General features: G+C 61.2%; 19 protein-coding genes. 11 read left to right on the forward strand and 8 right to left on the reverse strand.

The features are described from left to right. The first annotated feature begins 105 nt into the window (after nt 1-105). The 6 genes from dibA to AC0IXA_RS10685 all read left to right on the forward strand — a co-directional run bounded on the left by dibA (nt 106) and on the right by AC0IXA_RS10685 (nt 6481). Nucleotides 106-2025 (forward strand): phosphodiesterase DibA, encoded by a 1920-nt coding sequence (dibA, locus tag AC0IXA_RS10660; protein WP_471812965.1) that lies wholly within the window; start codon nt 106-108, stop codon nt 2023-2025. A 297-nt stretch (nt 2026-2322) separates the two neighbouring features. Further along, nucleotides 2323-2505 (forward strand): sulfur starvation response protein OscA, encoded by a 183-nt coding sequence (gene oscA, locus AC0IXA_RS10665; protein WP_007917682.1) that lies wholly within the window; start codon nt 2323-2325, stop codon nt 2503-2505. A 139-nt stretch (nt 2506-2644) separates the two neighbouring features. Next, nucleotides 2645-3658: a sulfate ABC transporter substrate-binding protein gene (locus AC0IXA_RS10670; RefSeq protein ID WP_341638333.1), complete on the forward strand. Its 1014-nt coding sequence runs from the start codon at nt 2645-2647 to the stop codon at nt 3656-3658. 126 nt (nt 3659-3784) lie between these two features. After that, nucleotides 3785-4603: a sulfate ABC transporter permease subunit CysT gene (gene cysT / locus AC0IXA_RS10675; protein ID WP_471812968.1), complete on the forward strand. Its 819-nt coding sequence runs from the start codon at nt 3785-3787 to the stop codon at nt 4601-4603. A 12-nt stretch (nt 4604-4615) separates the two neighbouring features. Next, entirely contained in the window at nt 4616-5488 is an 873-nt protein-coding gene (cysW, locus tag AC0IXA_RS10680) for a sulfate ABC transporter permease subunit CysW (protein WP_007917679.1), read from the forward strand. A gap of 3 nt (nt 5489-5491) precedes the next feature. Next, nucleotides 5492-6481: a sulfate/molybdate ABC transporter ATP-binding protein gene (locus tag AC0IXA_RS10685; RefSeq protein ID WP_122747893.1), complete on the forward strand. Its 990-nt coding sequence runs from the start codon at nt 5492-5494 to the stop codon at nt 6479-6481. 81 nt (nt 6482-6562) lie between these two features. Here the strand turns inward: AC0IXA_RS10685 and AC0IXA_RS10690 are convergent, their stop codons facing one another. Continuing rightward, nucleotides 6563-7087 (reverse strand): Mpo1 family 2-hydroxy fatty acid dioxygenase, encoded by a 525-nt coding sequence (locus AC0IXA_RS10690; RefSeq protein ID WP_471812971.1) that lies wholly within the window; start codon nt 7085-7087, stop codon nt 6563-6565. Nucleotides 7088-7171: 84 nt separating this feature from the next. Here AC0IXA_RS10690 and AC0IXA_RS10695 point away from each other — a divergent pair, with 84 nt between their 5' ends. Beyond that, complete coding sequence (locus AC0IXA_RS10695) at nt 7172-7849, forward strand: Crp/Fnr family transcriptional regulator (RefSeq protein WP_471812973.1); 678 nt, start codon at nt 7172-7174, stop codon at nt 7847-7849. A gap of 159 nt (nt 7850-8008) precedes the next feature. Here the strand turns inward: AC0IXA_RS10695 and uraH are convergent, their stop codons facing one another. Beyond that, nucleotides 8009-8419: a hydroxyisourate hydrolase gene (gene uraH / locus AC0IXA_RS10700; RefSeq protein WP_042610175.1), complete on the reverse strand. Its 411-nt coding sequence runs from the start codon at nt 8417-8419 to the stop codon at nt 8009-8011. An 11-nt stretch (nt 8420-8430) separates the two neighbouring features. Further along, complete coding sequence (locus AC0IXA_RS10705) at nt 8431-8916, reverse strand: GlcG/HbpS family heme-binding protein (protein ID WP_129998376.1); 486 nt, start codon at nt 8914-8916, stop codon at nt 8431-8433. A 136-nt stretch (nt 8917-9052) separates the two neighbouring features. Here AC0IXA_RS10705 and AC0IXA_RS10710 point away from each other — a divergent pair, with 136 nt between their 5' ends. Beyond that, nucleotides 9053-9733, forward strand: a complete 681-nt coding sequence (locus AC0IXA_RS10710) for a heavy metal response regulator transcription factor (protein WP_041477440.1) — start codon at nt 9053-9055, stop codon at nt 9731-9733. Further along, complete coding sequence (locus AC0IXA_RS10715; RefSeq protein ID WP_471812975.1) at nt 9723-11108, forward strand: heavy metal sensor histidine kinase; 1386 nt, start codon at nt 9723-9725, stop codon at nt 11106-11108. The genes AC0IXA_RS10710 and AC0IXA_RS10715 overlap by 11 nt, the downstream gene beginning before the upstream one ends. A 102-nt stretch (nt 11109-11210) precedes the next feature. On the opposite strand, the gene AC0IXA_RS10720 is transcribed toward AC0IXA_RS10715, so the two are convergent. Beyond that, nucleotides 11211-12215, reverse strand: coding sequence for an AraC family transcriptional regulator (locus tag AC0IXA_RS10720; protein WP_471812977.1), 1005 nt, complete (start codon nt 12213-12215; stop codon nt 11211-11213). A gap of 100 nt (nt 12216-12315) precedes the next feature. Between AC0IXA_RS10720 and AC0IXA_RS10725 the strand changes: the two genes are divergently transcribed. Then, on the forward strand, nt 12316-13389 hold the full coding sequence (locus AC0IXA_RS10725) for a fatty acid desaturase (RefSeq protein WP_471812979.1): 1074 nt from the start codon (nt 12316-12318) through the stop codon (nt 13387-13389). Between the two features lie 105 nt (nt 13390-13494). Here AC0IXA_RS10725 and AC0IXA_RS10730 read toward each other — a convergent pair whose 3' ends face one another. Genes AC0IXA_RS10730 through AC0IXA_RS10740 form a run of 3 tightly spaced genes read right to left on the reverse strand, consistent with a single transcriptional unit; the run spans nt 13495 to nt 17530 of the window. After that, entirely contained in the window at nt 13495-15105 is a 1611-nt protein-coding gene (locus tag AC0IXA_RS10730) for an arylsulfatase (RefSeq protein ID WP_471812981.1), read from the reverse strand. 14 nt (nt 15106-15119) lie between these two features. Then, entirely contained in the window at nt 15120-15935 is an 816-nt protein-coding gene (locus tag AC0IXA_RS10735) for an ABC transporter ATP-binding protein (RefSeq protein WP_471812983.1), read from the reverse strand. After that, complete coding sequence (locus AC0IXA_RS10740) at nt 15932-17530, reverse strand: ABC transporter permease (RefSeq protein ID WP_471812985.1); 1599 nt, start codon at nt 17528-17530, stop codon at nt 15932-15934. Before AC0IXA_RS10740 ends, AC0IXA_RS10735 begins: the two co-directional genes overlap by 4 nt. A gap of 397 nt (nt 17531-17927) precedes the next feature. Here AC0IXA_RS10740 and AC0IXA_RS10745 point away from each other — a divergent pair, with 397 nt between their 5' ends. Beyond that, nucleotides 17928-18941 carry an ABC transporter substrate-binding protein gene (locus AC0IXA_RS10745; protein WP_471812987.1) on the forward strand — a complete coding sequence of 338 codons (1014 nt, stop codon included), beginning with the start codon at nt 17928-17930 and terminating at the stop codon, nt 18939-18941. A gap of 143 nt (nt 18942-19084) precedes the next feature. On the opposite strand, the gene AC0IXA_RS10750 is transcribed toward AC0IXA_RS10745, so the two are convergent. Continuing rightward, a complete protein-coding gene (locus tag AC0IXA_RS10750; protein ID WP_341638340.1) occupies nt 19085-20005 on the reverse strand; it encodes a LysR family transcriptional regulator in 921 nt (306 codons plus the stop codon). Between the last annotated feature and the right edge of the window lie 150 nt (nt 20006-20155).

Consider the following 20155-nt stretch of genomic DNA (forward strand, 5'->3'; position numbering starts at 1 on the left):
TATCACTAAGCACACAGATAAAACCAGTCGCCCTTTCAGATAAGAAGTCGCTGAATGTTTCTTGACCTATAATTCCAACCTTTTTGTAGGGACATGGACGACCGAATGTCTGCGACTTACCGCGATGCCTTGCGTGCAGCGCTGCTCTACCTCGTACTCGCCGCCGTGTGGCTGCAGGTTTCCGATCATTTATTAAGCAGATTCTTCGATGACTCCAGTGCGCTGGCCCGCTGGCAACTGATCAACGGTTATTTGCTGGCAGCGCTCAGTGCCGGGCTGATTTTTCTCGCGCGGGCGCGGCTGTGTCGGTTTCTCGGCATCGGTGCCCGCCTGCGCGAGCGCCACAGCGACCGTGAGCGCCTGCGTCAGGCTGCCGCCGTGTTCGATTGCACCCGCGAAGGTGTGCTGGTTACCGATCACCGGGGCCTGATCGTCCACGTCAACCGCGCCTTTATCGAGATCACCGGTTATCGGCGCGACGAAGTCATCGGCCAGCAGCCCAGTCTGTTCAAGTCCGGCCATCATCCGCCGGGCTTCTATCAGGCGATGTTCGCCACCCTTGAGACTGAAGGTGAATGGAGCGGTGAGATCTGGAACCGGCGCAAGACCGGCGAGATTTATCCACAGTGGCAGACCATCCGGGGGATTCTCGATGATTCCGGACGGCTCAGCCATTACGTGGCGGTGTTTTCCGATATCAGTGCGATCAAGGATTCCGAGTCCGAGCTCAAACACCTGGCTCATCACGATCCGTTGACCGATCTGCCCAATCGCCTGCTGTTCAGCGACCGCGCCGAGCAGGCGCTGGCGTCGGCACAGACACACAAGCGTGGCTGCGCGCTGCTGATGCTCGATCTGGATCATTTCAAGATGATCAACGACAGCCTCGGGCATAACGTCGGCGATCGGTTGCTCAAAGCGGTCGCCACGCGGTTGCAGGCATTGTTCGGCCCCGGCATCACCCTCGCAAGGCTCGGCGGTGACGAGTTCGCGGTGCTCGCGGAAAGTTGTCCACAGCCGGCCCAGGCCGCCGCGCTGGCGCAACGGACTCTGGACGCGTTGAAGGAGCCGGTGCTGGTAGATGGCAATCAACTGTTCGTCAACGCGAGCATCGGCATCAGCCTGTTTCCCAGCGATGCCCTCAGCGCCGAGCAGTTGTTGCGCAATGCCGACAGTGCGCTGTTCAAGGCCAAAAGCAGCGGGCGCAATGGCTACGCGCTGTACACCGAAGAGCTCACCGCCCACGCCCAGCAACGGGTCGAAATCGCCTTCGAGCTGCGCCGTGCACTGGAGCAGGAAGAGTTACGCGTCTACTACCAACCGGTGCATGACCTGCAAAGCAGCCGTCTGATCGGCGTCGAGGCACTGGTGCGCTGGCAGCATCCGCAGCGCGGGCTGGTGTCGCCGGCGGAATTCATTCCGATTGCCGAGCGCACCGGGCTGATCGCCGAGATCGATGCCTGGGTGATGCAGCAGGCCTGCCGACAGATGTGCCAATGGCAGCAGAGCGGTGTGGTGCTGGCGTTCGTCGCGGTGAATGTTTCGTCGCGGCTGTTTGCCCGGCGTGAGCTTTATCAGCAGGTGGCGCAGGTGCTGCACGACACCGGGCTGGATCCGGCGTATCTGGAGCTGGAAGTTACCGAAAGCGCGGTGATGGATGATCCGGAAGTGGCGCTGGAACAGATGCATCGCTTGCGCGAGCTGGGTGTGCGTCTGGCCATCGATGATTTCGGCACCGGTTATTCGTCGTTGCTGCGGCTTAAGCGCCTGCCGGTGCAGAAACTCAAGATCGATCAGGGCTTCGTCGCCGGGTTGCCGTGGGATGAGGATGACGTGGCGATTGTCCGGGTGATCATCGCGCTGGCGCGGAGCATGGGTATGCAGGTGCATGCCGAGGGGATCGAGCAGGCTGAGCAGGCGGCATTTCTGTTGGCGCAGGAATGCGATCTGGGGCAGGGCTACTGGTTTGGGCGGCCGGTGTCTGCGGATCGGCTTGATTGGGCGAAAACGCCATTGATTGGCTGAAAAGGCCTATCTGGCTATCACCGACCTTGTGGTGAGGGGATTTATCCCCGTTGGACTGCGTAGCAGTCCCATTTTTTTGGGGTCGCTTCGCGACCCAACGGGGATAAATCCCCTCGCCACAAGTCTCGTAACGATTTCAAATCAGTGCAAACCCTTGCCCTCTCTCATATTATTTTTTGGTTATATAAACATTCTTAAATAGTCTTTTTAAGAATATCCATGCCTCTCTTATATTGCTCCCACGCCGAACGCAGTGCCGCCCACTGCCAGGCAAATCCCCTTCAAAGGAGCAGCACCATGAGCGCATCCCTTCGCAGCGTTGACGGTCAGGACGAAAGCACCATCTTGCGGGAAATCCAGAGCGCCCTGCGCGATCTGCGGTTCGGCGCGGTGGAGATCACTGTGCACAACGCGCAAGTCGTACAGATCGAACGCAAAGAGAAATTTCGTTTGCAGCAACCCGGTAAACAACCGGGCTGAAATCAAAAGATCGCAGCCTGCGGCGGCTCCTACAGGGGGCTGTGTGCAGGAGCTGGCGAAGGCGGCGATCTTTCAACGGGACCCGATTCCAGCAATACATAAGAACAAGCCACCACCAGGAATTCCAGGAGCTTTCACCATGTCGTCGATTCGCCGTTATGCTTTGGCCGCGCTGGCCAGTACCGTGTTTGCCGGTTCCGCCGTTGCCAAGGATTACGAGCTGCTCAACGTGTCGTATGACCCGACGCGGGAGCTGTATCAGGAATACAACGCCGAATTCATCAAGTTCTGGCAGCAGGATCATGCCGGCGACACGGTGAAAATCCAGCAGTCACATGGCGGTTCGGGCAAGCAGGGCCGTGCAGTGATCGACGGTCTGCGCGCTGACGTGGTGACCCTGGCTCTGGCCGGTGACATCGATGAAATCGCCAAGCTCGGCAAGAGCCTGCCGGCCGACTGGCAGAAGCGTCTGCCGGAAGCGAGCACGCCGTACACCTCGACCATCGTGTTCCTGGTGCGCAAGGGCAACCCGAAAGGCATCAAGGACTGGGGCGATCTGGTCGAGAATGACGTCTCGGTGATCACGCCGAACCCGAAAACCTCGGGCGGTGCGCGCTGGAACTTCCTCGCCGCGTGGGCCTATGGCCTGAAAGCCAACGGTGGTGATGAAGCCAAGGCCAAAGAGTATGTACAAACCCTGTTCAAGCATGTGCCGATCCTCGACACTGGCGCGCGTGGTTCGACCATCACCTTCGTCAACAACGGTCAGGGCGACGTGTTGCTGGCCTGGGAAAACGAAGCGTTCCTGGCGCTGAAAGAAGACGGCGGCGCAGACAAGTTCGACATCGTCGTGCCGTCGCTGTCGATCCTCGCCGAACCGCCAGTGGCCGTGGTCGACAAGAACGCCGAGAAGAAGGGTAACGCGCAGATCGCCGAAGCTTATCTCAAGCACCTGTACAGCCCGGCCGGCCAGGAAATTGCCGCGAAAAACTTCTATCGTCCACGTGACAAGGACGTAGCGGCCAAGTACGCCCAGCAGTTCCCGAAACTGGAACTGGTGACCATCGACAAGGACTTCGGCGGTTGGAAATCCGCACAGCCGAAGTTCTTCAACGACGGTGGCGTGTTCGACCAGATTTATCAGGCGCAGTAATCTCGCCTTCAACCGGCCTGATGTCTGGGCACATGACATGTGGGACTGAGCTTTTGTGGTGAGGGGATAAATCCCCTCACCACAGGGCTCACTCCCACATTGATGCGTTTTCAACCAGGGACTTTTATGTCGCGTCGTATCTCCCCCGTCATACCCGGCTTCGGGCTGACGCTGGGTTACACCTTGGTGTACCTCAGCCTGATTGTGCTCATCCCGCTGGCGGCGATGTTCGTCCACGCCGCCCAGCTGACCTGGGATCAGTTCTGGACGATCATTTCCGCGCCGCGGGTGCTGGCGGCATTGAAGCTGAGCTTTGGCACCGCACTGTGTGCGGCGATCATCAATGGCATCATCGGCACGCTACTGGCGTGGGTGCTGGTGCGCTACACGTTCCCGGGGCGCAAGGTGATCGACGCGATGATCGATCTGCCGTTCGCCTTGCCCACCGCCGTGGCAGGTATCGCGCTGACGGCGCTGTATACGCCGACCGGTCTGGTCGGCCAGTTCGCCGCCGACCTTAGTTTCAAGATCGCCTACACGCCGCTTGGCATCACCCTCGCGCTGACCTTCGTCACGCTGCCGTTCGTGGTGCGCACGGTGCAACCAGTGCTGGCCGATATTCCCCGCGAAGTCGAAGAAGCGGCCGCCTGCCTCGGTGCAAAACCGTTGCAGGTGTTCCGCCACATTCTGCTGCCGGCATTGCTGCCCGCCTGGCTGACCGGTTTCGCCCTGGCGTTTGCCCGTGGTGTCGGCGAGTACGGTTCGGTGATTTTCATCGCCGGCAACATGCCGATGAAAACCGAGATTCTGCCGCTGCTGATCATGGTCAAACTCGACCAGTACGATTACACCGGCGCCACTTCCATCGGCGTGCTGATGCTGGTGGTTTCCTTTGTCCTGTTGCTGCTGATCAACTTGCTGCAGCGGCGCATCGAAACCCCATAAGGAGGCGCGAACATGTCCCAATCGTCTATTGCGGCCGCCTCTTCGGCCAACGCTGCGCGGCGTGGCAGTGCCACTTCGCGCAGAATCCTGATCGGCCTTGGCTGGCTGATCTTTTTCCTGTTTCTGCTGCTGCCGTTGTTCATCGTGGTGTCGCAGGGTTTGAAGAATGGCCTTGGCGCATTCTTCACCGCGATCTTTGAACCGGATGCACTGTCGGCTCTGAAACTCACCGTGTTCGCGGTGCTGATCTCGGTGCCGCTGAACTTGGTGTTCGGCGTCAGTGCGGCATGGTGCGTGAGCAAATACTCGTTCCGTGGCAAGAGCATGCTAGTCACGCTGATCGACCTGCCGTTCTCGGTGTCGCCGGTGATTGCCGGTCTGGTCTACGTGCTGATGTTCGGTGCGCAGGGCCTGTTCGGGCCGTGGTTGCAGGATCACGACATCCAGATCGTCTTCGCCCTGCCGGGCATTGTGCTGGCGACGATTTTCGTCACCGTGCCGTTCGTGGCCCGTGAACTGATTCCGCTGATGCAGGAACAAGGCACGCAGGAAGAGGAAGCCGCGCGCCTGCTCGGTGCCAACGGCTGGCAGATGTTCTGGCACGTCACCGTGCCGAACATCAAGTGGGGCCTGATTTACGGCGTGGTGCTGTGTACCGCGCGGGCCATGGGCGAGTTCGGTGCGGTGTCGGTGGTTTCCGGGCACATTCGCGGGGTGACCAACACCTTACCGCTGCACGTCGAGATCCTCTACAACGAATACAACCACGTGGCCGCGTTCGCCGTGGCGAGCCTGTTGCTGATCCTGGCGCTCTTCATCCTGCTGCTCAAGCAGTGGAGCGAAAACCGTATCAACCGCCTGCGCGCCAGCGCCGCGGAGGAATAATTCATGTCGATCGAAGTGCGTAACGTCAGCAAGAATTTCAACGCGTTCAAGGCGCTGGACAACATCAGCCTGGATATCCACAGCGGTGAGCTGGTCGCGCTGCTTGGTCCGTCGGGCTGCGGCAAAACCACCTTGCTGCGCATTATTGCCGGTCTGGAAACCCCGGATCAGGGCAACATCGTTTTTCACGGCGAAGACGTTTCCGGCCACGATGTGCGTGATCGCAACGTCGGTTTCGTGTTCCAGCATTACGCCTTGTTCCGCCACATGACGGTGTTCGACAACGTCGCGTTCGGCCTGCGCATGAAACCGAAAAACCAGCGCCCGAGCGAAAGCCAGATCGCCACCAAGGTTCACGAACTGCTGAACATGGTGCAACTGGACTGGCTGTCGGATCGCTACCCGGAGCAGTTGTCCGGTGGTCAGCGTCAGCGTATCGCTTTGGCCCGTGCTTTGGCGGTGGAACCTAAAGTGCTGCTGCTGGATGAACCGTTCGGCGCCCTCGACGCCAAGGTGCGCAAGGAACTGCGGCGCTGGCTGGCGCGGCTGCACGAAGATATCAACCTGACTTCGGTGTTCGTGACCCACGACCAGGAAGAAGCGATGGAAGTCGCTGACCGTATCGTGGTGATGAACAAAGGCGTGATCGAGCAGATCGGCTCACCGGGCGACGTCTACGAAAACCCGGCCAGCGACTTCGTTTATCACTTCCTCGGCGACTCGAACCGCTTGCTGCTGAGCGACGACAATCACGTGCTGTTCCGCCCGCACGAAGTGTCGTTGTCCAGGCATGAGCTGGAAGATCACCACGCCGCTGAAGTGCGCGATATCCGCCCGCTGGGCGCGACTACCCGGGTGACCTTGAAAGTGGAGGGGCAGACCGATCTGATCGAAGCGGAAGTGGTCAAGGATCACGACAGCCTGATCGGCCTGGCCAAGGGTGAGACCTTGTTCTTCAAGCCGAAGGTCTGGCAGAAAGTCGCTAACCTCTAAAAGCAAAAGCTTCGCGAGCAGGCTCGCTCCCACATTTGGAATGCGTTTTTCTGTGGGAGCGAGCCTGCTCGCGAAAGCGGTCTAAACAGCCGCACGCTTCGGATTGACCCGCACCACCCCCGCCCGCAACTCGATCTCTTGTTTCAATTCCTGCCGCAGCCCGAGCAAGAACGCCAGCTCGGCCACAACGAACAACGGCCCGACAATCAACCCGCTGATGTCATCGACAAATGCCGGTTTGCGCCCTTCATAGTGATGCCCGACAAACTGGATCACCCAGCCGATCACGAACATCGCCAGGCCGCTGCTCAGCCAGACCAGGGTGCTCTGCTGCGCCAGTGCATGTCCGGCCCAGACCGACAGGCCCATCAGTACGGTCATCAATGCGCCGAGCTTCAATTCCAGGCGCAGGTAAAACCACGCCGAGGCCAGCGCCACCACGACGGCTGGAGATATCCACAATCCGCCCAGCGTCCATTGCGGCCGTGACAGCAGCACCGCCACCGCCACCACGATCAGCGGAATGCCGATAAAGTGGCTGGCGATGTTGCGCGGGTCGCGGTGGTAGGCGGCGTATTGACTGAGGTGGTCGACGAGGCTTTTCATTGTTGTTCCTCCAGTGGGGTTGAATGCATCATCCCTCGGGATCCGCGTTCGCTCTGTCGGGCAGGCGACACTCCAGGAGTGGTTATGCAAATTCGTGCACGGTTGCTCAGCGGCCAGTGGTTCAGTCATCTGCCTGCATCTTTGCAGGATAGCCTGCTGGCGCTGGCCCGGGAGCGGCGGCTGACGGCGGGACAACGACTGTTCCAGCGTGGCGATGCGCCGTGCGGTCTGTATGCAGTGCTCGATGGCGCCGTGCGAATCGGCGCGGTCAGCGAGCAGGGCAAGGAGGCCTTGCTGAGTCTGGTGGAGGCGCCGCACTGGTTCGGCGAAATCTGCCTGTTCGACGGTCAGCCACGCACCCATGACGCCTATGCGGTCGGGCCGTGTACCTTGCTGAATATCCCGCAGGCGACGATACTCAAATTGCTCGACGAACAGCCGCAGTACTGGCGGCATCTGGCGCTGTTGATGAGCCACAAATTGCGCCTGGCGTTCATCAATCTGGAGCAGTTGAGTTTGCTGCCGGCACCAGCGCGTCTGGCGCATCGCTTGCTGATGATCGCCGAAGGCTACGGCGAACTCGACGCACCGCGTCGGGTGCTGCAACTGCCGCAGGAGCAATTGGCGGCGATGCTGTCGCTGTCGCGGCAGACCACCAATCAGATCCTCAAGGATCTGCAGGGGCAGGGGATTATCGGGCTCGCATACGGCGAAATCGAAATTCTCGATGCGGTGAGATTGCGTGCCTTGGCCACGATCTGAAAACTGAAACCGATCCAATGTCGGAACTGGCACCTGTGGCGAGGGGATTTATCCCCGCTGGGGCGCGAAGCGGCCCTGAAAAAGGGACTGCTGCGCACTCCAGCGGGGATAAATCCCCTCACCACAAAGGCTCACTCCTACGAAGGATCTGCGTTTGGATTACGAGCCGCGATAGGTCGAGAAACCGTACGGGCTCAGCAGCAGCGGGATGTGGTAGTGCTGATCGGTCTGCTTGACCTGGAAGATCACCGGAATTTCCGGGAAGAACGTCTCGTGCTTGATCTTCTGGTAGTACTCGCCAGTCTTGAACACCACGCGGTATTCGCCTGCTTCAAAAGGCTGTTTGGCCGGGAACAGTTCGGCAATCCGCCCTTGTTCGTTGGTGGTGCCTTGGGCCAGTGGCTGCCAGTTTTCGCCGACGTGTTTTTCCAGGGTGACGTTGATGCCCGGTGACGGCAGGCCGTTTTCCAGGTTGAGCACGTGCACGCTCAGCGGATTGCCGGCGGCCAGCGCCAGGCTGGAAACAGCGCTCAGGCCGAGCGCGGCGAGAGTCATGCGCAGGGTGGTCATGGTGGATCTCCTTAGTGGGAACGGGTGATGGTCAGGCCGGCTTTGTCGGCGGCGGCGCGGGCGCAGTTTTCGTCTTGTTCACCGCCGCCGGAACCGGCCACGCCCATGGCGCCGACCAGTTCGCTGCCGGCGAACAGCGGAATGCCGCCGCCGAGCAAGAGCAATTCATCGAGGGTGTTGAGGTTGGCGGTTTCCGGGTTGCTGCGGGCGCGCTCGGCGAACAGCCGCGTCGGCGTCTTGGTCGACAGCGCGGTGTAGGCCTTGCGCTGGCTGGCGGCGGTGTTGTGCGGGCCAACGCCGTCACCACGCAGAGTCACCAGCAGGTTGCCGCCACGGTCGAGTACCGACACCGTGCCGGTGCAACTGCTCATCGCCTTGTCCGCCAGCCAGCGTGCGGTTTTCAGGTCGAGATCGGCGTGGCGCGGCAGTTCTGGCGTGGCGCTGGCAACGCCGCTGAGGCCGAGGATCAGGCTGGCGACAAGGTATTTGACGGTCATGTGCAGGCTCCGAATGGGAAGGTCTGCACCTTAACCGGCGCACTTCGTCAGAACCCCGTCAGGCGCATTACAAGTTTGTAATGGGCAAAGGCGCCGAACACGCCTAGCCTGTGTGCCTGATCAATCGAGGTGTGCCATGCGTTTGCTGGTCGTAGAAGATGAAGCCAAAACCGCCAATTTCCTCGCCAAGGGCCTGGGCGAGTCGGGTTTTGCCGTGGATGTGGCGCTCAATGGCCTCGACGGCCGCTATTTTATCGAGCAGCAGGAATATGACCTGATCATCCTCGACGTAATGCTGCCCGGTCTGAACGGCTGGCAATTGCTGCAACTGATCCGCCAGCGCGGCGCCACACCGGTGCTGTTTCTCACCGCCAAGGACGCCATCGAAGACCGCGTCCGTGGGCTCGAACTGGGCGCCGATGACTACCTGCTCAAACCCTTCGCCTTCGCCGAACTGCTCGCGCGCGTGCGCACGCTGCTGCGACGCGGGCCGATGCGCGAAGCCGAGTCGTACAGCATCGCCGACCTGGAAATCGACGTGCTGCGCCGCCGCGTCAGTCGCGGCGGCCAGCGCATTGCCCTGACCAACAAGGAGTTCGCCCTCTTGCAGCTGCTCGCCAGCCGCCAGGGCGAAGTGCTGTCGCGCACGCTGATCGCTTCGCAGGTGTGGAACCTGAATTTCGACAGCGACACCAACATGGTCGAGGTCGCCGTGCGTCGCCTGCGTGCCAAGGTTGACGATCCGTACATGCCGAAACTTATCCACACCGTGCGCGGCGTCGGTTATCAACTGGAAGCGCCGGACGATGTGGAGTAAGTCGATCGCCTGGCGATTGGCGCTGGCCTTCGCCATGGTCTGCGCGCTGGTGCTGAGCGCAATCGGCGTGTTTCTCTACCGCTCGCTGGCCTCGGAACTGGCCTTTCGTGACGACATGGCCCTGCTCGGTCGCCTCGAGCAAGTACGCGCCTTGCTCGCCGACAGCGACAGCCTCGACGCTTTGCAGGCGCGGCCACGGTTGTATCAGAACATGCTCGGTAATCTCGACAGTCTGCTGCTGGTGCGCCGGGCCGACGGCTCCAGCGTGATCGCGATCAACCCGCGCCAGCGTGAGTTGCCGGCGCTCAGTGCATTACCGCGAGAGCAAATGCCGCAGCGCCGTGACGTGCTCACCTGGCAGGCCAGTGACGGCGCCGAGCTGGCCTTGCTGTCCGGCCAGGCGCAAGGCCCCAACGGTGAAAACCTCACGGTGATCGCCGGCAAAGTGCTCAGCGAGCGCGAGCAGATGCTCGGCAGTTATCGCCTGCGTCTGTATCTGTCCGTCGGCCTCGGCGCGTTGCTCGCTTTCGCTCTGGGCCTGCTGTTGCTGCGGCGTGGCTTGCAGCCCTTGCATCAGTTGAGCGAAGCGGTGCGCAGTATCGATCTGCGCAGCCTCGATCGACGCCTGCCGGTCGACGGCACGCCGAGCGAACTGCGCGAACCGGTGCACGCGCTCAACACCATGCTGGCGCGGCTGGACGACAGCGTGCAGCGCCTGTCGCAGTTCTCCGCCGACCTTGCCCACGAAATCCGCACGCCGCTGCACACCTTGCTCGCCAGCAACGGCCAGGCGCTGAACCATCCGCGCAGCACGGCCGAATATCAGGAAGTGCTGGCCTCGAACATGGAAGAGTTCGAACGGCTCAAGCGCATGGCCGAGAACCTGATGTTCCTCGCCCGCGCCGAACAGGCCGAACGTGCGCTCAATCTGCAAACACTGGACTTGCACAATGCCGGCGACGAACTCTGCGATTACTTCGAAGCCCTGGCCGATGATCGTAATCTCAAGCTGCAAAACCGCATGCACGGCGAACTGCTCGCCGACCAGCAACTGCTGCAACGCGCCCTCGGCAACCTGCTGGCCAACGCCGTACGCCACGCCGACCCCGGCACCCTGATCAGCCTGCAACGCCGTGATGAACCGGGTATGTGCTGGCTGCAGGTGCACAACCACGGCCCGGTCATCGCGCCTGAGCATCTCGGCAAACTGTTCGATCGTTTCTACCGCGTCGACCCCTCAAGGGCGGAGCCGGGGGATTCGGGTGGGCTGGGGTTGGCGATCGTGCAGTCGATCATGCAGTTGCATGGCGGGCGGGTGCGGGTGAGGAGTGACGCCGACGGCACTGTTTTTGAGCTGGGGTTTGTGGTGGTCTGACGGCCTCTTCGCGAGCAGGCTCGCTCCCACAAGGAAACGCATTCCAACTGTGGGAGCGAGCCTGCTCGCGAAGGCGCTGGATCACACAATGGTGATTTCGGATCAGCGCAACCCATCGCGAAACTGCCCCGGCGTCATCCCTGTCCAGCGCTTGAACGCGCGGCTGAAGCTGCTGGTGTCGGCGAACCCGAGCAGATAGCTGACTTCACTCAACGAGCACTGCGGGTCACGAAGGTGCAGCAGCGCGAGATTTTCGCGGCTTTCGTTGAGCAGGGTGTCGAAGCGACAGCCCTCATCCGCCAGATGCCGCTGCAGGCTGCGCAGGCTCAGGTGCAAGGCCTGGGCGATGCGCTCGGCGCTCGGTTCGCCTTCGGGCAATTGTTCTTCAATGGCATCGCGCACCTTGCGCTCCCAGGTCAGCGGTTTGAGCTGGGCGAGGGTGCGTTTGAGTACGGCTTCGTTGTGTTCGGCCAGTTCCGGGTTGGCGTCGTCAAGGTGGCTGTCGAAGTCGCTGAGGGCGAATTCCAGGCGGTCTTCGGCGGCGGAAAAATACACCGGCGCGCGGAAGACTTTGTGCCATTGCTGGGCATCGCTCGGTTCGGGGCGGCGCAAGTACACCGCCAGCGGTGCGTAGTCACGGCCGAGGCGATTGCGGCAGGTGCGCACGTAGATCGCCGCGAAGGCGTCAATGGCTTCGACGGCCGGCGCCGGGTTGCCGGGCGGAATTTTCAGGCGGAATTGATAGCGGTCTTCGCTGCGGCTCAGCTCCAGTTCCAGCGCATCGCTGACCACCGGGTGATAGCGCACGATGCGCTCGAACACCTCGCGCAAGCTGCCGCTGGCCACCAGTGCATAACCAAGCGCGTGGAAGGTGGTCGGGCTGACGAAACGCGACACGCGCAAGCCCAGCGCCGGGTCGCCGCTGGCCTGCACGGCGAGTGCCCACAGGCGCGTGGTACCGGACAGCGGATAGCGCGCATTGGGGTCGTCCATCAGCGCTGGGTCGAGCCCGGCCTGTTGGCACAAGGCAAGGCTGTCCAGCCCGAGCGCGTCGAGTTGTTTGCGCAAGGCGCGGGTCCAGCTGGCGAGGGAGGTCGGTTCCTTCATGCGAATTGGCGCGTCCGGTCAACAGGTTGGCGTTTTTGGCTAGCGCGGATCGAACCCCGGCAAGGCACGATGCATTCATCTTAGACCCGAGGATGGAAGCATGGACGGTACTTCTGCAAGCCCTGAACGACTGAATGCGGCGCAGCGCTCGGCACATATTCGCCAAGTGGTGTTGGCCAAAGGCGTGCAATTACGTGAGCGCTACCCGATTTTTCGGCATCAGGATGCCCTCGGTGCGGGGATTCTGGCGTTCGCGCTGGCCGGGATGATCGGCTCGGCGGCGCTGTACATCACTGGCCATATGGCCTGGTGGGTGTGCCTGCTGTTCAATGCTTTTTTCGCCTCGCTGACCCATGAGCTGGAACACGACCTGATCCACAGCATGTACTTCCGCAAACAGCGCGTACCGCACAACCTGATGATGGGCCTGGTCTGGCTGGCGCGGCCGAGCACGATCAACCCGTGGATCCGTCGCCACCTGCACCTCAACCATCACAAGGTTTCCGGCACTGAAGCCGACATGGAAGAGCGCGCAATCACCAACGGCGAGCCGTGGGGTTTTGCCCGTCTGCTGATGGTTGGCGACAACCTGATGTCGGCGTTTATCCGCCTGCTCCGCGCCAGGACCTGGGCACACAAGTGGGGCATCGGCAAACGCGTGCTCAAGGTCTACGCACCGCTGGCGCTGCTGCATTGGGGCGCGTGGTATGTGTTTCTCGGCTTTCACGCGGCCGATGGCATTGCGCATTTGCTCGGCTCGTCCATCGAGTGGTCGGCCACCACGCTTTCGGTGATGCAGGTGATCGATATCGCCGCCGTAGTGATCATCGGCCCGAATGTGTTGCGCACTTTTTGCCTGCACTTCATCAGCTCGAACATGCATTACTACGGCGACGTCGAACCGGGCAATGTGCTGCAGCAATGCCAGGTGCTGAACCCGTGGTGGCTGTGGCCGTTGCAAGCGTTCTGCTTCAACTTCGGCAGCAGTCACGGGATTCATCATTTCGTGGTCAAGGAGCCGTTTTACATTCGTCAGATGACCGTGCCGGTGGCGCACAAGGTGATGCGCGAGATGGGTGTGCGCTTCAATGATTTCGGCACGTTTGGTCGGGCGAACCGGTTTGTGCGTCCGGCTGAGATGGTCAATGAAGAGGTGAGTTCAGCCCGGGCTTGATGGGTTGTGCTCAAAGGCCCCTTCGCGAGCAGGCTCGCTCCCACAGTTGGAATCCGGTTTCCTGTGGGAGCGAGCCTGCTCGCGAATACGATCTGTCAGACCCTATCAATCCGGCTGAAACGGCGAAGCACTGAGGATCACTCCGGTCTCTTCCACATACCGCTGCCAATGCCCGATCAAGTCAGTGAGTTTCTGCGGCTGACTCAACGCCAGATCATGAATCTCCCCTGAATCGCTCGCCAGATCATAAAGCTGCCAGGTCGCTGGCCCGACCGGTCCGGGAATCCACACCGCCTTCCACGACCCTTGGCGAATCGCCCGGCGTCCGAACAATTCCCAACCGGTGACCGTATGCTCGTCATGCACCTGCGCGGTCTCGCCGGACAGGAAGCCCAGCCACGACTTGCCGCGCAGTGGCGCCACGGCTTTGCCTTTCCACTGTTTGCCCGGATGCCGCACGCCAGCCAGATCGAGAATGGTCGGGGTGATGTCCATCACCGTGCCGAAACCATGGCTGATCTGCCCTTTCAGCGGCAATTGTGGATAGTGCAGCAGCGCCGGCACGCGGATCCCGCCCTCGGTGGTGAAAGCCTTGAACAAGCGTGACGGCGCGGTTGCCACTTGCGCCCAGTTCGGCCCGTACCAGACGTAGGAATTGGCCCGGCCGATGTTGTCGAGGCTGTTGTCGTAATGCTGGTTGAGGTAGGTCATCAGCTCCGGGCCGAACTTGGGGAACGCTTCCAGCAGCGCGCCTTCGGCACCGTTGTCGGACATGAACAGGATGAAGGTGTTGTCGAGCTGTCCCTGCTGGCGCAGGTAATCGACGACCCGGCCGATGTTCCAGTCCATGCGCTCGACCATCGCCGCGTAGACCTCCATGGCTCGTGCGGAAATCTGCTTTTGTTCATCGCTCAACGCGTCCCACTGCGCGCTGAGCTGAATCAGCGGGTGCGGTTCGACGTCTGCCTCGATCAGACCCAGTGCCTTGAGTTTTTCCAGGCGTTCGAGGCGCAGCACTTGCGGGCCAGCGTCGTAGCGGCCACGGTATTTCTCGACGATCTCGGCCGGTGCCTGCAGCGGCCAGTGCGGCGCGGAGAAGGGCAGGTAAGCGAAGAACGGCCGGGTCTGATCGCGTTCCTTGAGGTACTGCAGCAGCTTGTCGCCGAAGGCATCGGAGGAATAGAAATCCTTCGGCAACTCGTCAACAAACTGATCGTCCTCGATGTACAGCGCCGGGGTGGATTTCAGCAGGCCCGGCGTTTGCTCATCGTAGGTCGGCTCGAAACCATAGTGGTTGGCAGCGCCCGGCAACAGTGAAAACGAGCGCTCGAAACCGCGCGCATGGGGCGCCAGTTCGGCCTTAAGACCGAGATGCCATTTACCACTCATCAAAGTTTGGTAACCAGCCTCACGCAGCAGCTCAGGCAGCGCGACGACGCGGTCGTTGAGGTAGCCCTCGTAACCGGGTTTGCCGATCAGTTCCGGGGTCAACGCTTCGGCCATGGTGCCAATACCGGCGATGTGGTGATCGGTGCCGGTCAGCAGCATCGAGCGCGTCGGCGAGCAGGTCGGTGCGGTGTGGAAATCGGTCAGGCGCAGGCCGTTCTCGGCCAGCGCATCGAGGTTCGGCGTAGCGATTTCGCCGCCGAACGCACCGATGTCGGAAAAGCCTAGGTCGTCGGCCAGAATCACTAGAAAGTTGGGACGTTGCGGCATCGCGAAACTCCTGTTCAGCAGGCAATGAACGTCAGCGGCAGATCGCGGATCTGCACCGCTGCGCTCGGTTGGTAATGGTCATCACTGGTCAGCTCGTGCAGCAGTTCTTCACGCAGCTGATGAAAGTCGTAACCGCTGCGTTGGCGCGGGTGCGGCAGGGCGATGTCGACCACTTGCTTGATCCGCCCCGGACGCGGCTCCATCACCACCACGCGGTCGGCCAGAAAAATCGCTTCCTCGACATCGTGGGTCACCAGAATCGTGGTGATCTGTGCCCGCTCGCGGATCGCCAGCAGCTCGTCCTGCATTTGCTGGCGGGTCAGTGCGTCGAGGGCGCCGAAGGGTTCGTCGAGCAACAGGATTCGCGGGCTGGCGACGAGGCCGCGCGCGATCGCCACGCGTTGCGCCATGCCGCCGGAGAGTTGATGCGGATAGGCCGCGGTGAAATCGCTGAGGCCGACCAGCTCGATGAAATCCTTGATGCGTTGTTGTTTCTGCGCTCCGCTCAGCGGTTCATTGACCAGACCCAGGCCGATGTTGTCGGCGACCGTCAGCCACGGAAACAGACGATGTTCCTGAAAGACGATACCGCGCTCGCCGCCGATGCCGCTGACGGCCTTGCCATCGACACTGATCTGTCCGCGAAACTCGGTGTCGAGGCCGACCAGCAAACGCAGCAAAGTGGATTTGCCGCAGCCGCTGGAGCCGACGATGGCGACGAATTCGCCCTCGGCGATGTCGAGATTGAATTCGCGAATCGCCTCCAGTTCGAAACCGTTGACGGCGAAGGATTTGCCTACGTGGTTGAAGCTGACAATCGGTGCGTTCATGCGTGTCTCCAGCGGGTCGCGCGAATTTCCAGGCGTTGGCCGATCAGGTTGAGCAGGGCGCCGGTGAGGCCGACCAGCAGCATGCCGGCCATGATCAGATCCATGCGCAGCAGCTGCTGCGCGCCGATCATCTGACTGCCGATGCCGCCATTGGACGGCATGAAATATTCAGCGCCGATGGTGCCGAGCCAGGCGTAGATCAGGCTCAATCGCAGCCCGGCGAAGATCCCCGGCGCAGCACCGGGCAGGACCAGTCGACGCAGGCGCTGGCCGAGGCTCAGGCGCAGCACTTGCGCGGCTTCGTTGAGTTGCGGCGAGAGGTTGGCGACGCTGCGCTGGGTGGCGATGAACAGCGGGAAGAAGGCGGCGAGAGCGACGAACACCCACTTGGCCAGTTCGCCGAGACCGAACCACGCGGTGAGCAGTGGCACCCAGGCGAAAATCGCAATCTGCCGCAGTGCGGCGAGTGTCGGGCCGAGCAGGCGTTCGCTGAGACGCGACAGGCCGAGGAGCAAGCCCAGGGCGAAACCGAGGCCGCCACCGATCAGCAAGCCGCCGAGGGTGCGGCTCAGGCTCAGCGCCATGCCGTTGACCAGCGTGCCGTCGAGCAGTCCGTCCCATGTCGTGCTCAGCACAGCCGCAGGGCTGATCAGAATATTCGCGTCGACCCACTGCTGATCATTGGCCGTTTGCCAAAGCGCCAACAAGCCCAGCGGCAACAGCCACGGTTGCAGGCGCTGCCAGCCCTGATAGCGCGGGCCGCGTGTGATGTGCGCGGTGGCCGGGTGCGGCCAGTGCACCAGTCTGCGGTCGAGCAGACCGATGCCGCGATCCATCGCCACACCGATCACACCGATTACCACGATGCACACGAACACGATGTCGAGCATGAACAACTGCCGCGCCCAGACCATCAGATAACCGATGCCTTCGCTGGAGGCCAGCAGCTCGACCGCCAGCAACGAGGTCCAGCCGGCGGCGAGTGCCAGGCGCACGCCAGCCATGAACGCGGGCAGCGCAGCGGGAAGCACCAGACGACGAATCAGCAGATGCGCCGGCAGGCGCAACACGGCGGCGGCTTCGCGCAGTTTCGGTTGCGCATCGCGCACACCGACCAGTGTGTGCAAGGTCACCGGCACCACAATGGCCTTGATCAGCACCACCAGTTTCAGCAGTTCGCCGATGCCGAAGAACACCATGAACAGCGGAATCCACGCCAGCGTCGGCACCTGCGCCAATCCAGCGAATGTCGGAAAAACCAGGCGCTCCAGACGTCGACTGAAACCCAGTGCGGCGCCAAGCACCGCGCCGGTCGAAACGCCTGCCAACAAACCCCAGAACAACCGTTGCAGGCTGATCCACAAATGACTCCACAACTCGCCTTGGGCCAGTTCTACAGCGCTGCTCCACACCAGCGATGGCGCCGGCAGGATCTGCTCGCTCATCCACTGATTGCGCGCGGCCAGCCACCACAGGACGAACAGGCTGACGGGCAACAGCCAGGGCAACAGGCGTTGATTCAGGCTCGGCCAAGTGCGACGGCTTTTCAGCGGCGGCGCGGCCAGCGGCAGGCTGAGCAGAGATTGACGGGCCATGGGTGACCTCCGTTGTCGGGTTGCATGGCGAACCGCTTTTCATGTGGTAGCGAGCCTGCTCGCGAAATGGCTGTTTTAAGGCAGCATTAATGGCGGCTGGCATGGCCTCTTCGCGAGCAGGCTCGCTCCCACATTGGGTTTCGTCATATATGAAACTGATCTAACAGGGTTGCGTTAGATGCTATCGGGAGATAAGCGAATCCATTTAAGGCTTGCCTGCTTGCGCGCATCCAATGCATTCGAAGAATATTTTCGATGCTGTTAATGCATATCGCGCTGCAAGCCGCACACGCCCTCACTTAGGTCATATGGATATAAAAATGTGCATTTATAGTATTTAAGTGAAGGTATGCATCCAGCCTACTTTCGGCTCCTCAGCGATCAAGGAGCCGCACCCATGAACCTTCCCTTCAAACGAATCATCAGCCTGCTGGCCGCCCCGGCGCTTGCAGGCTTTCTTGCGCTTAGCGCCCAAGCCGAAGAACTCAAGGAAATCCGCATCGCCGTGCCCGACCTCAGCGCCGGCACTCAACACAGCGGCGGCGGCATCGTCGATGTGCTGCGCGATCAGCAGATCTTCGAAAAGGCCTTCGCCGAGCAGGGCATCAAGATCCAGTGGAGTTTCTTCAAGGGCGCCGGGCCGGTGATCAATGAGGCGTTTGCCAATGGCCAGGTTGATCTGGCCTATCTCGGCGATCTCGCCGCGATCATCGGCAAATCCAATGGTCTGGACACGCGCCTGCTCAGCGCCACGGCGCGTGGGGTCAAGCAATACCTCGGCGTGGTGCCCGGCTCGGGAATCAAGACCCTGCAGGATCTCAAGGGCAAACGCGTGGCGATCTTTCGCGGAACGGCAACGCAACTGTCGTTCGATGCGGCGCTGGCCAGTCAGGGCCTGAGCGAGAAGGATCTGAAGGTCATCAATCTGGATTTCAACGCGGCGGTCTCGGCGCTCGCGGCCAAGCAGATCGATGCCTCGTGGGGCAGCTCCGCGCTGAGTGCCTTGCAAGCCAAAGGCCTGGCGGAATTGCCGCTCAACACCAAGGACCTTGGCGGCGCTGGCAGCGTGCAGGCGGTGTTGCTGGGTAATGGCAAGTTTGTCGACGCCCATCCTGAGGTCATTGCGAAACTGCTCAAGGCGCAGCAGCAAGCGGTCGAGTGGCTGACGCAGGACAGCAACAAGGATGCGTATGTGCAGCTGGTATCAGGGCTGGCCAGTTATCCGCCGGTGATTCTGGCTCAGGATCTGAAGGATCAGAATCTCAGCGAGATTTTCCCGTCGACACTGGATCCGGTGTTCTTGAGCGGCCTGCAGGACAAGGTCGACCTGGCGGCGCAGCAGAAGCTGATCCGCAAGCCGTTCAAGGTCAGCGATTGGGTGGCGCCAGAGCTTTCTGCAGCCAGGCTTTAGATCTCCAGCGTCTTTCCAGATCGTTCCCACGCTCCGCGTGGGAATGCAGCCGAGGACGCTCCGCGTCCTTTGTGACGCAGAGCGTCACGGGTTTCATTCCCACGCAGAGCGTGGGAACGATCGGCGTGTGCCACGAAGGTTTTTCAGACAGCGACGCTGACGTCCTGCCGATCCACAGCGACCAACGTCTCGATCATTGCCCTCGCCGCCGGCGACAACCGAAATCCGGTGCGGCTGACGATGCCGCAGCGGGCGTTCATGCTTTCGAGGTTCTGCGGCAGGTTGCGCCAATGCAGCAGCACCAGCGAACCCTGGGCGACATCCTCAATAAACGCCTCCTCCGTGCCGACGCCGATTGCATTGGATTGCAGCACCACTTTGACCAGTGCCGGAAAGTGCTCGGTCTCGATGGTCGGTGAGAAATCGATGCGCCCGCTGAGATTCGCCAGCAACTTGCGAATGCCCGGCGGGATCAGTGTGGCGGCCAGCGGGTAGTCGAACATGTCGTTGGTCGACAGGCTTTCCTTGGCCAGCAACGGATGCCCCGGCCGGCAGAAAAATACGCCGCGCTTGGGCGTCAGCGGTTGCGTCTGGAAATTCGGGTCGGATTCGAACTGGCGGATGTCGGCGATGAAGAATTCGATCTCTTCGCGGCTCAGCGCACGGCTGAGTTTTTCCCAGTTATCCACCTGAAAACAGGTGCGCACTTTCGGGTGCGCGTTGATGAATTGCGCCACCGCATCCGGCACCAGTTTCACCGCTGGCGCCGGACCGCAGCCGAAGTGCACTTCGCCGGCGTCGAGCTTGGTCATCTGCGTTACTTCAGCGCTGAGCAATGCCGCACCCTGCACCAGGCTCAGGGCGTGTTGCAGCACCACCTGGCCTTCGGGAGTCGGGCGCAGATCCTTGTTGCCACGATCGACCAGCACGCAGCCGAATTCCTGCTCAAGGCCCTGAATGCTGCGGCTGAACGCCGGTTGAGTGATGCCCATGGCGTCGGCCGCGCGGACAAAACTGCGGTGTTCGTTGAGGGCGATGAAGTAGCGCAACTGGCGAAGATCCATATGCTTTTCCGGCATCCTAAAAATAGCTCGAAGGCATTTGCGACGAGGGTTGCTTGAGGTTTTAAATGCAAGCTCTTATTCCGTCAACGAAGCATGTGAATATCTATTAGATGTAAATGGAATATAGATAGAGCGTTGTTTCGCTGCCGT

Source organism: Pseudomonas sp. AC083 (assembly GCF_979253165.1).

What these genes read in the sequence shown, in the direction of transcription:
- dibA (WP_471812965.1), top strand. Translation starts at nt 106, where the DNA reads ATGTCTGCGACTTACCGCGATGCCTTGCGTGCAGCGCTGCTCTACCTC.
- oscA (WP_007917682.1), top strand. Translation starts at nt 2,323, where the DNA reads ATGAGCGCATCCCTTCGCAGCGTTGACGGTCAGGACGAAAGCACCATC.
- AC0IXA_RS10670 (WP_341638333.1), top strand. Translation starts at nt 2,645, where the DNA reads ATGTCGTCGATTCGCCGTTATGCTTTGGCCGCGCTGGCCAGTACCGTG.
- cysT (WP_471812968.1), top strand. Translation starts at nt 3,785, where the DNA reads ATGTCGCGTCGTATCTCCCCCGTCATACCCGGCTTCGGGCTGACGCTG.
- cysW (WP_007917679.1), top strand. Translation starts at nt 4,616, where the DNA reads ATGTCCCAATCGTCTATTGCGGCCGCCTCTTCGGCCAACGCTGCGCGG.
- AC0IXA_RS10685 (WP_122747893.1), top strand. Translation starts at nt 5,492, where the DNA reads ATGTCGATCGAAGTGCGTAACGTCAGCAAGAATTTCAACGCGTTCAAG.
- AC0IXA_RS10690 (WP_471812971.1), bottom strand. Translation starts at nt 7,087, where the DNA reads ATGAAAAGCCTCGTCGACCACCTCAGTCAATACGCCGCCTACCACCGC.
- AC0IXA_RS10695 (WP_471812973.1), top strand. Translation starts at nt 7,172, where the DNA reads ATGCAAATTCGTGCACGGTTGCTCAGCGGCCAGTGGTTCAGTCATCTG.
- uraH (WP_042610175.1), bottom strand. Translation starts at nt 8,419, where the DNA reads ATGACCACCCTGCGCATGACTCTCGCCGCGCTCGGCCTGAGCGCTGTT.
- AC0IXA_RS10705 (WP_129998376.1), bottom strand. Translation starts at nt 8,916, where the DNA reads ATGACCGTCAAATACCTTGTCGCCAGCCTGATCCTCGGCCTCAGCGGC.
- AC0IXA_RS10710 (WP_041477440.1), top strand. Translation starts at nt 9,053, where the DNA reads ATGCGTTTGCTGGTCGTAGAAGATGAAGCCAAAACCGCCAATTTCCTC.
- AC0IXA_RS10715 (WP_471812975.1), top strand. Translation starts at nt 9,723, where the DNA reads ATGTGGAGTAAGTCGATCGCCTGGCGATTGGCGCTGGCCTTCGCCATG.
- AC0IXA_RS10720 (WP_471812977.1), bottom strand. Translation starts at nt 12,215, where the DNA reads ATGAAGGAACCGACCTCCCTCGCCAGCTGGACCCGCGCCTTGCGCAAA.
- AC0IXA_RS10725 (WP_471812979.1), top strand. Translation starts at nt 12,316, where the DNA reads ATGGACGGTACTTCTGCAAGCCCTGAACGACTGAATGCGGCGCAGCGC.
- AC0IXA_RS10730 (WP_471812981.1), bottom strand. Translation starts at nt 15,105, where the DNA reads ATGCCGCAACGTCCCAACTTTCTAGTGATTCTGGCCGACGACCTAGGC.
- AC0IXA_RS10735 (WP_471812983.1), bottom strand. Translation starts at nt 15,935, where the DNA reads ATGAACGCACCGATTGTCAGCTTCAACCACGTAGGCAAATCCTTCGCC.
- AC0IXA_RS10740 (WP_471812985.1), bottom strand. Translation starts at nt 17,530, where the DNA reads ATGGCCCGTCAATCTCTGCTCAGCCTGCCGCTGGCCGCGCCGCCGCTG.
- AC0IXA_RS10745 (WP_471812987.1), top strand. Translation starts at nt 17,928, where the DNA reads ATGAACCTTCCCTTCAAACGAATCATCAGCCTGCTGGCCGCCCCGGCG.
- AC0IXA_RS10750 (WP_341638340.1), bottom strand. Translation starts at nt 20,005, where the DNA reads ATGGATCTTCGCCAGTTGCGCTACTTCATCGCCCTCAACGAACACCGC.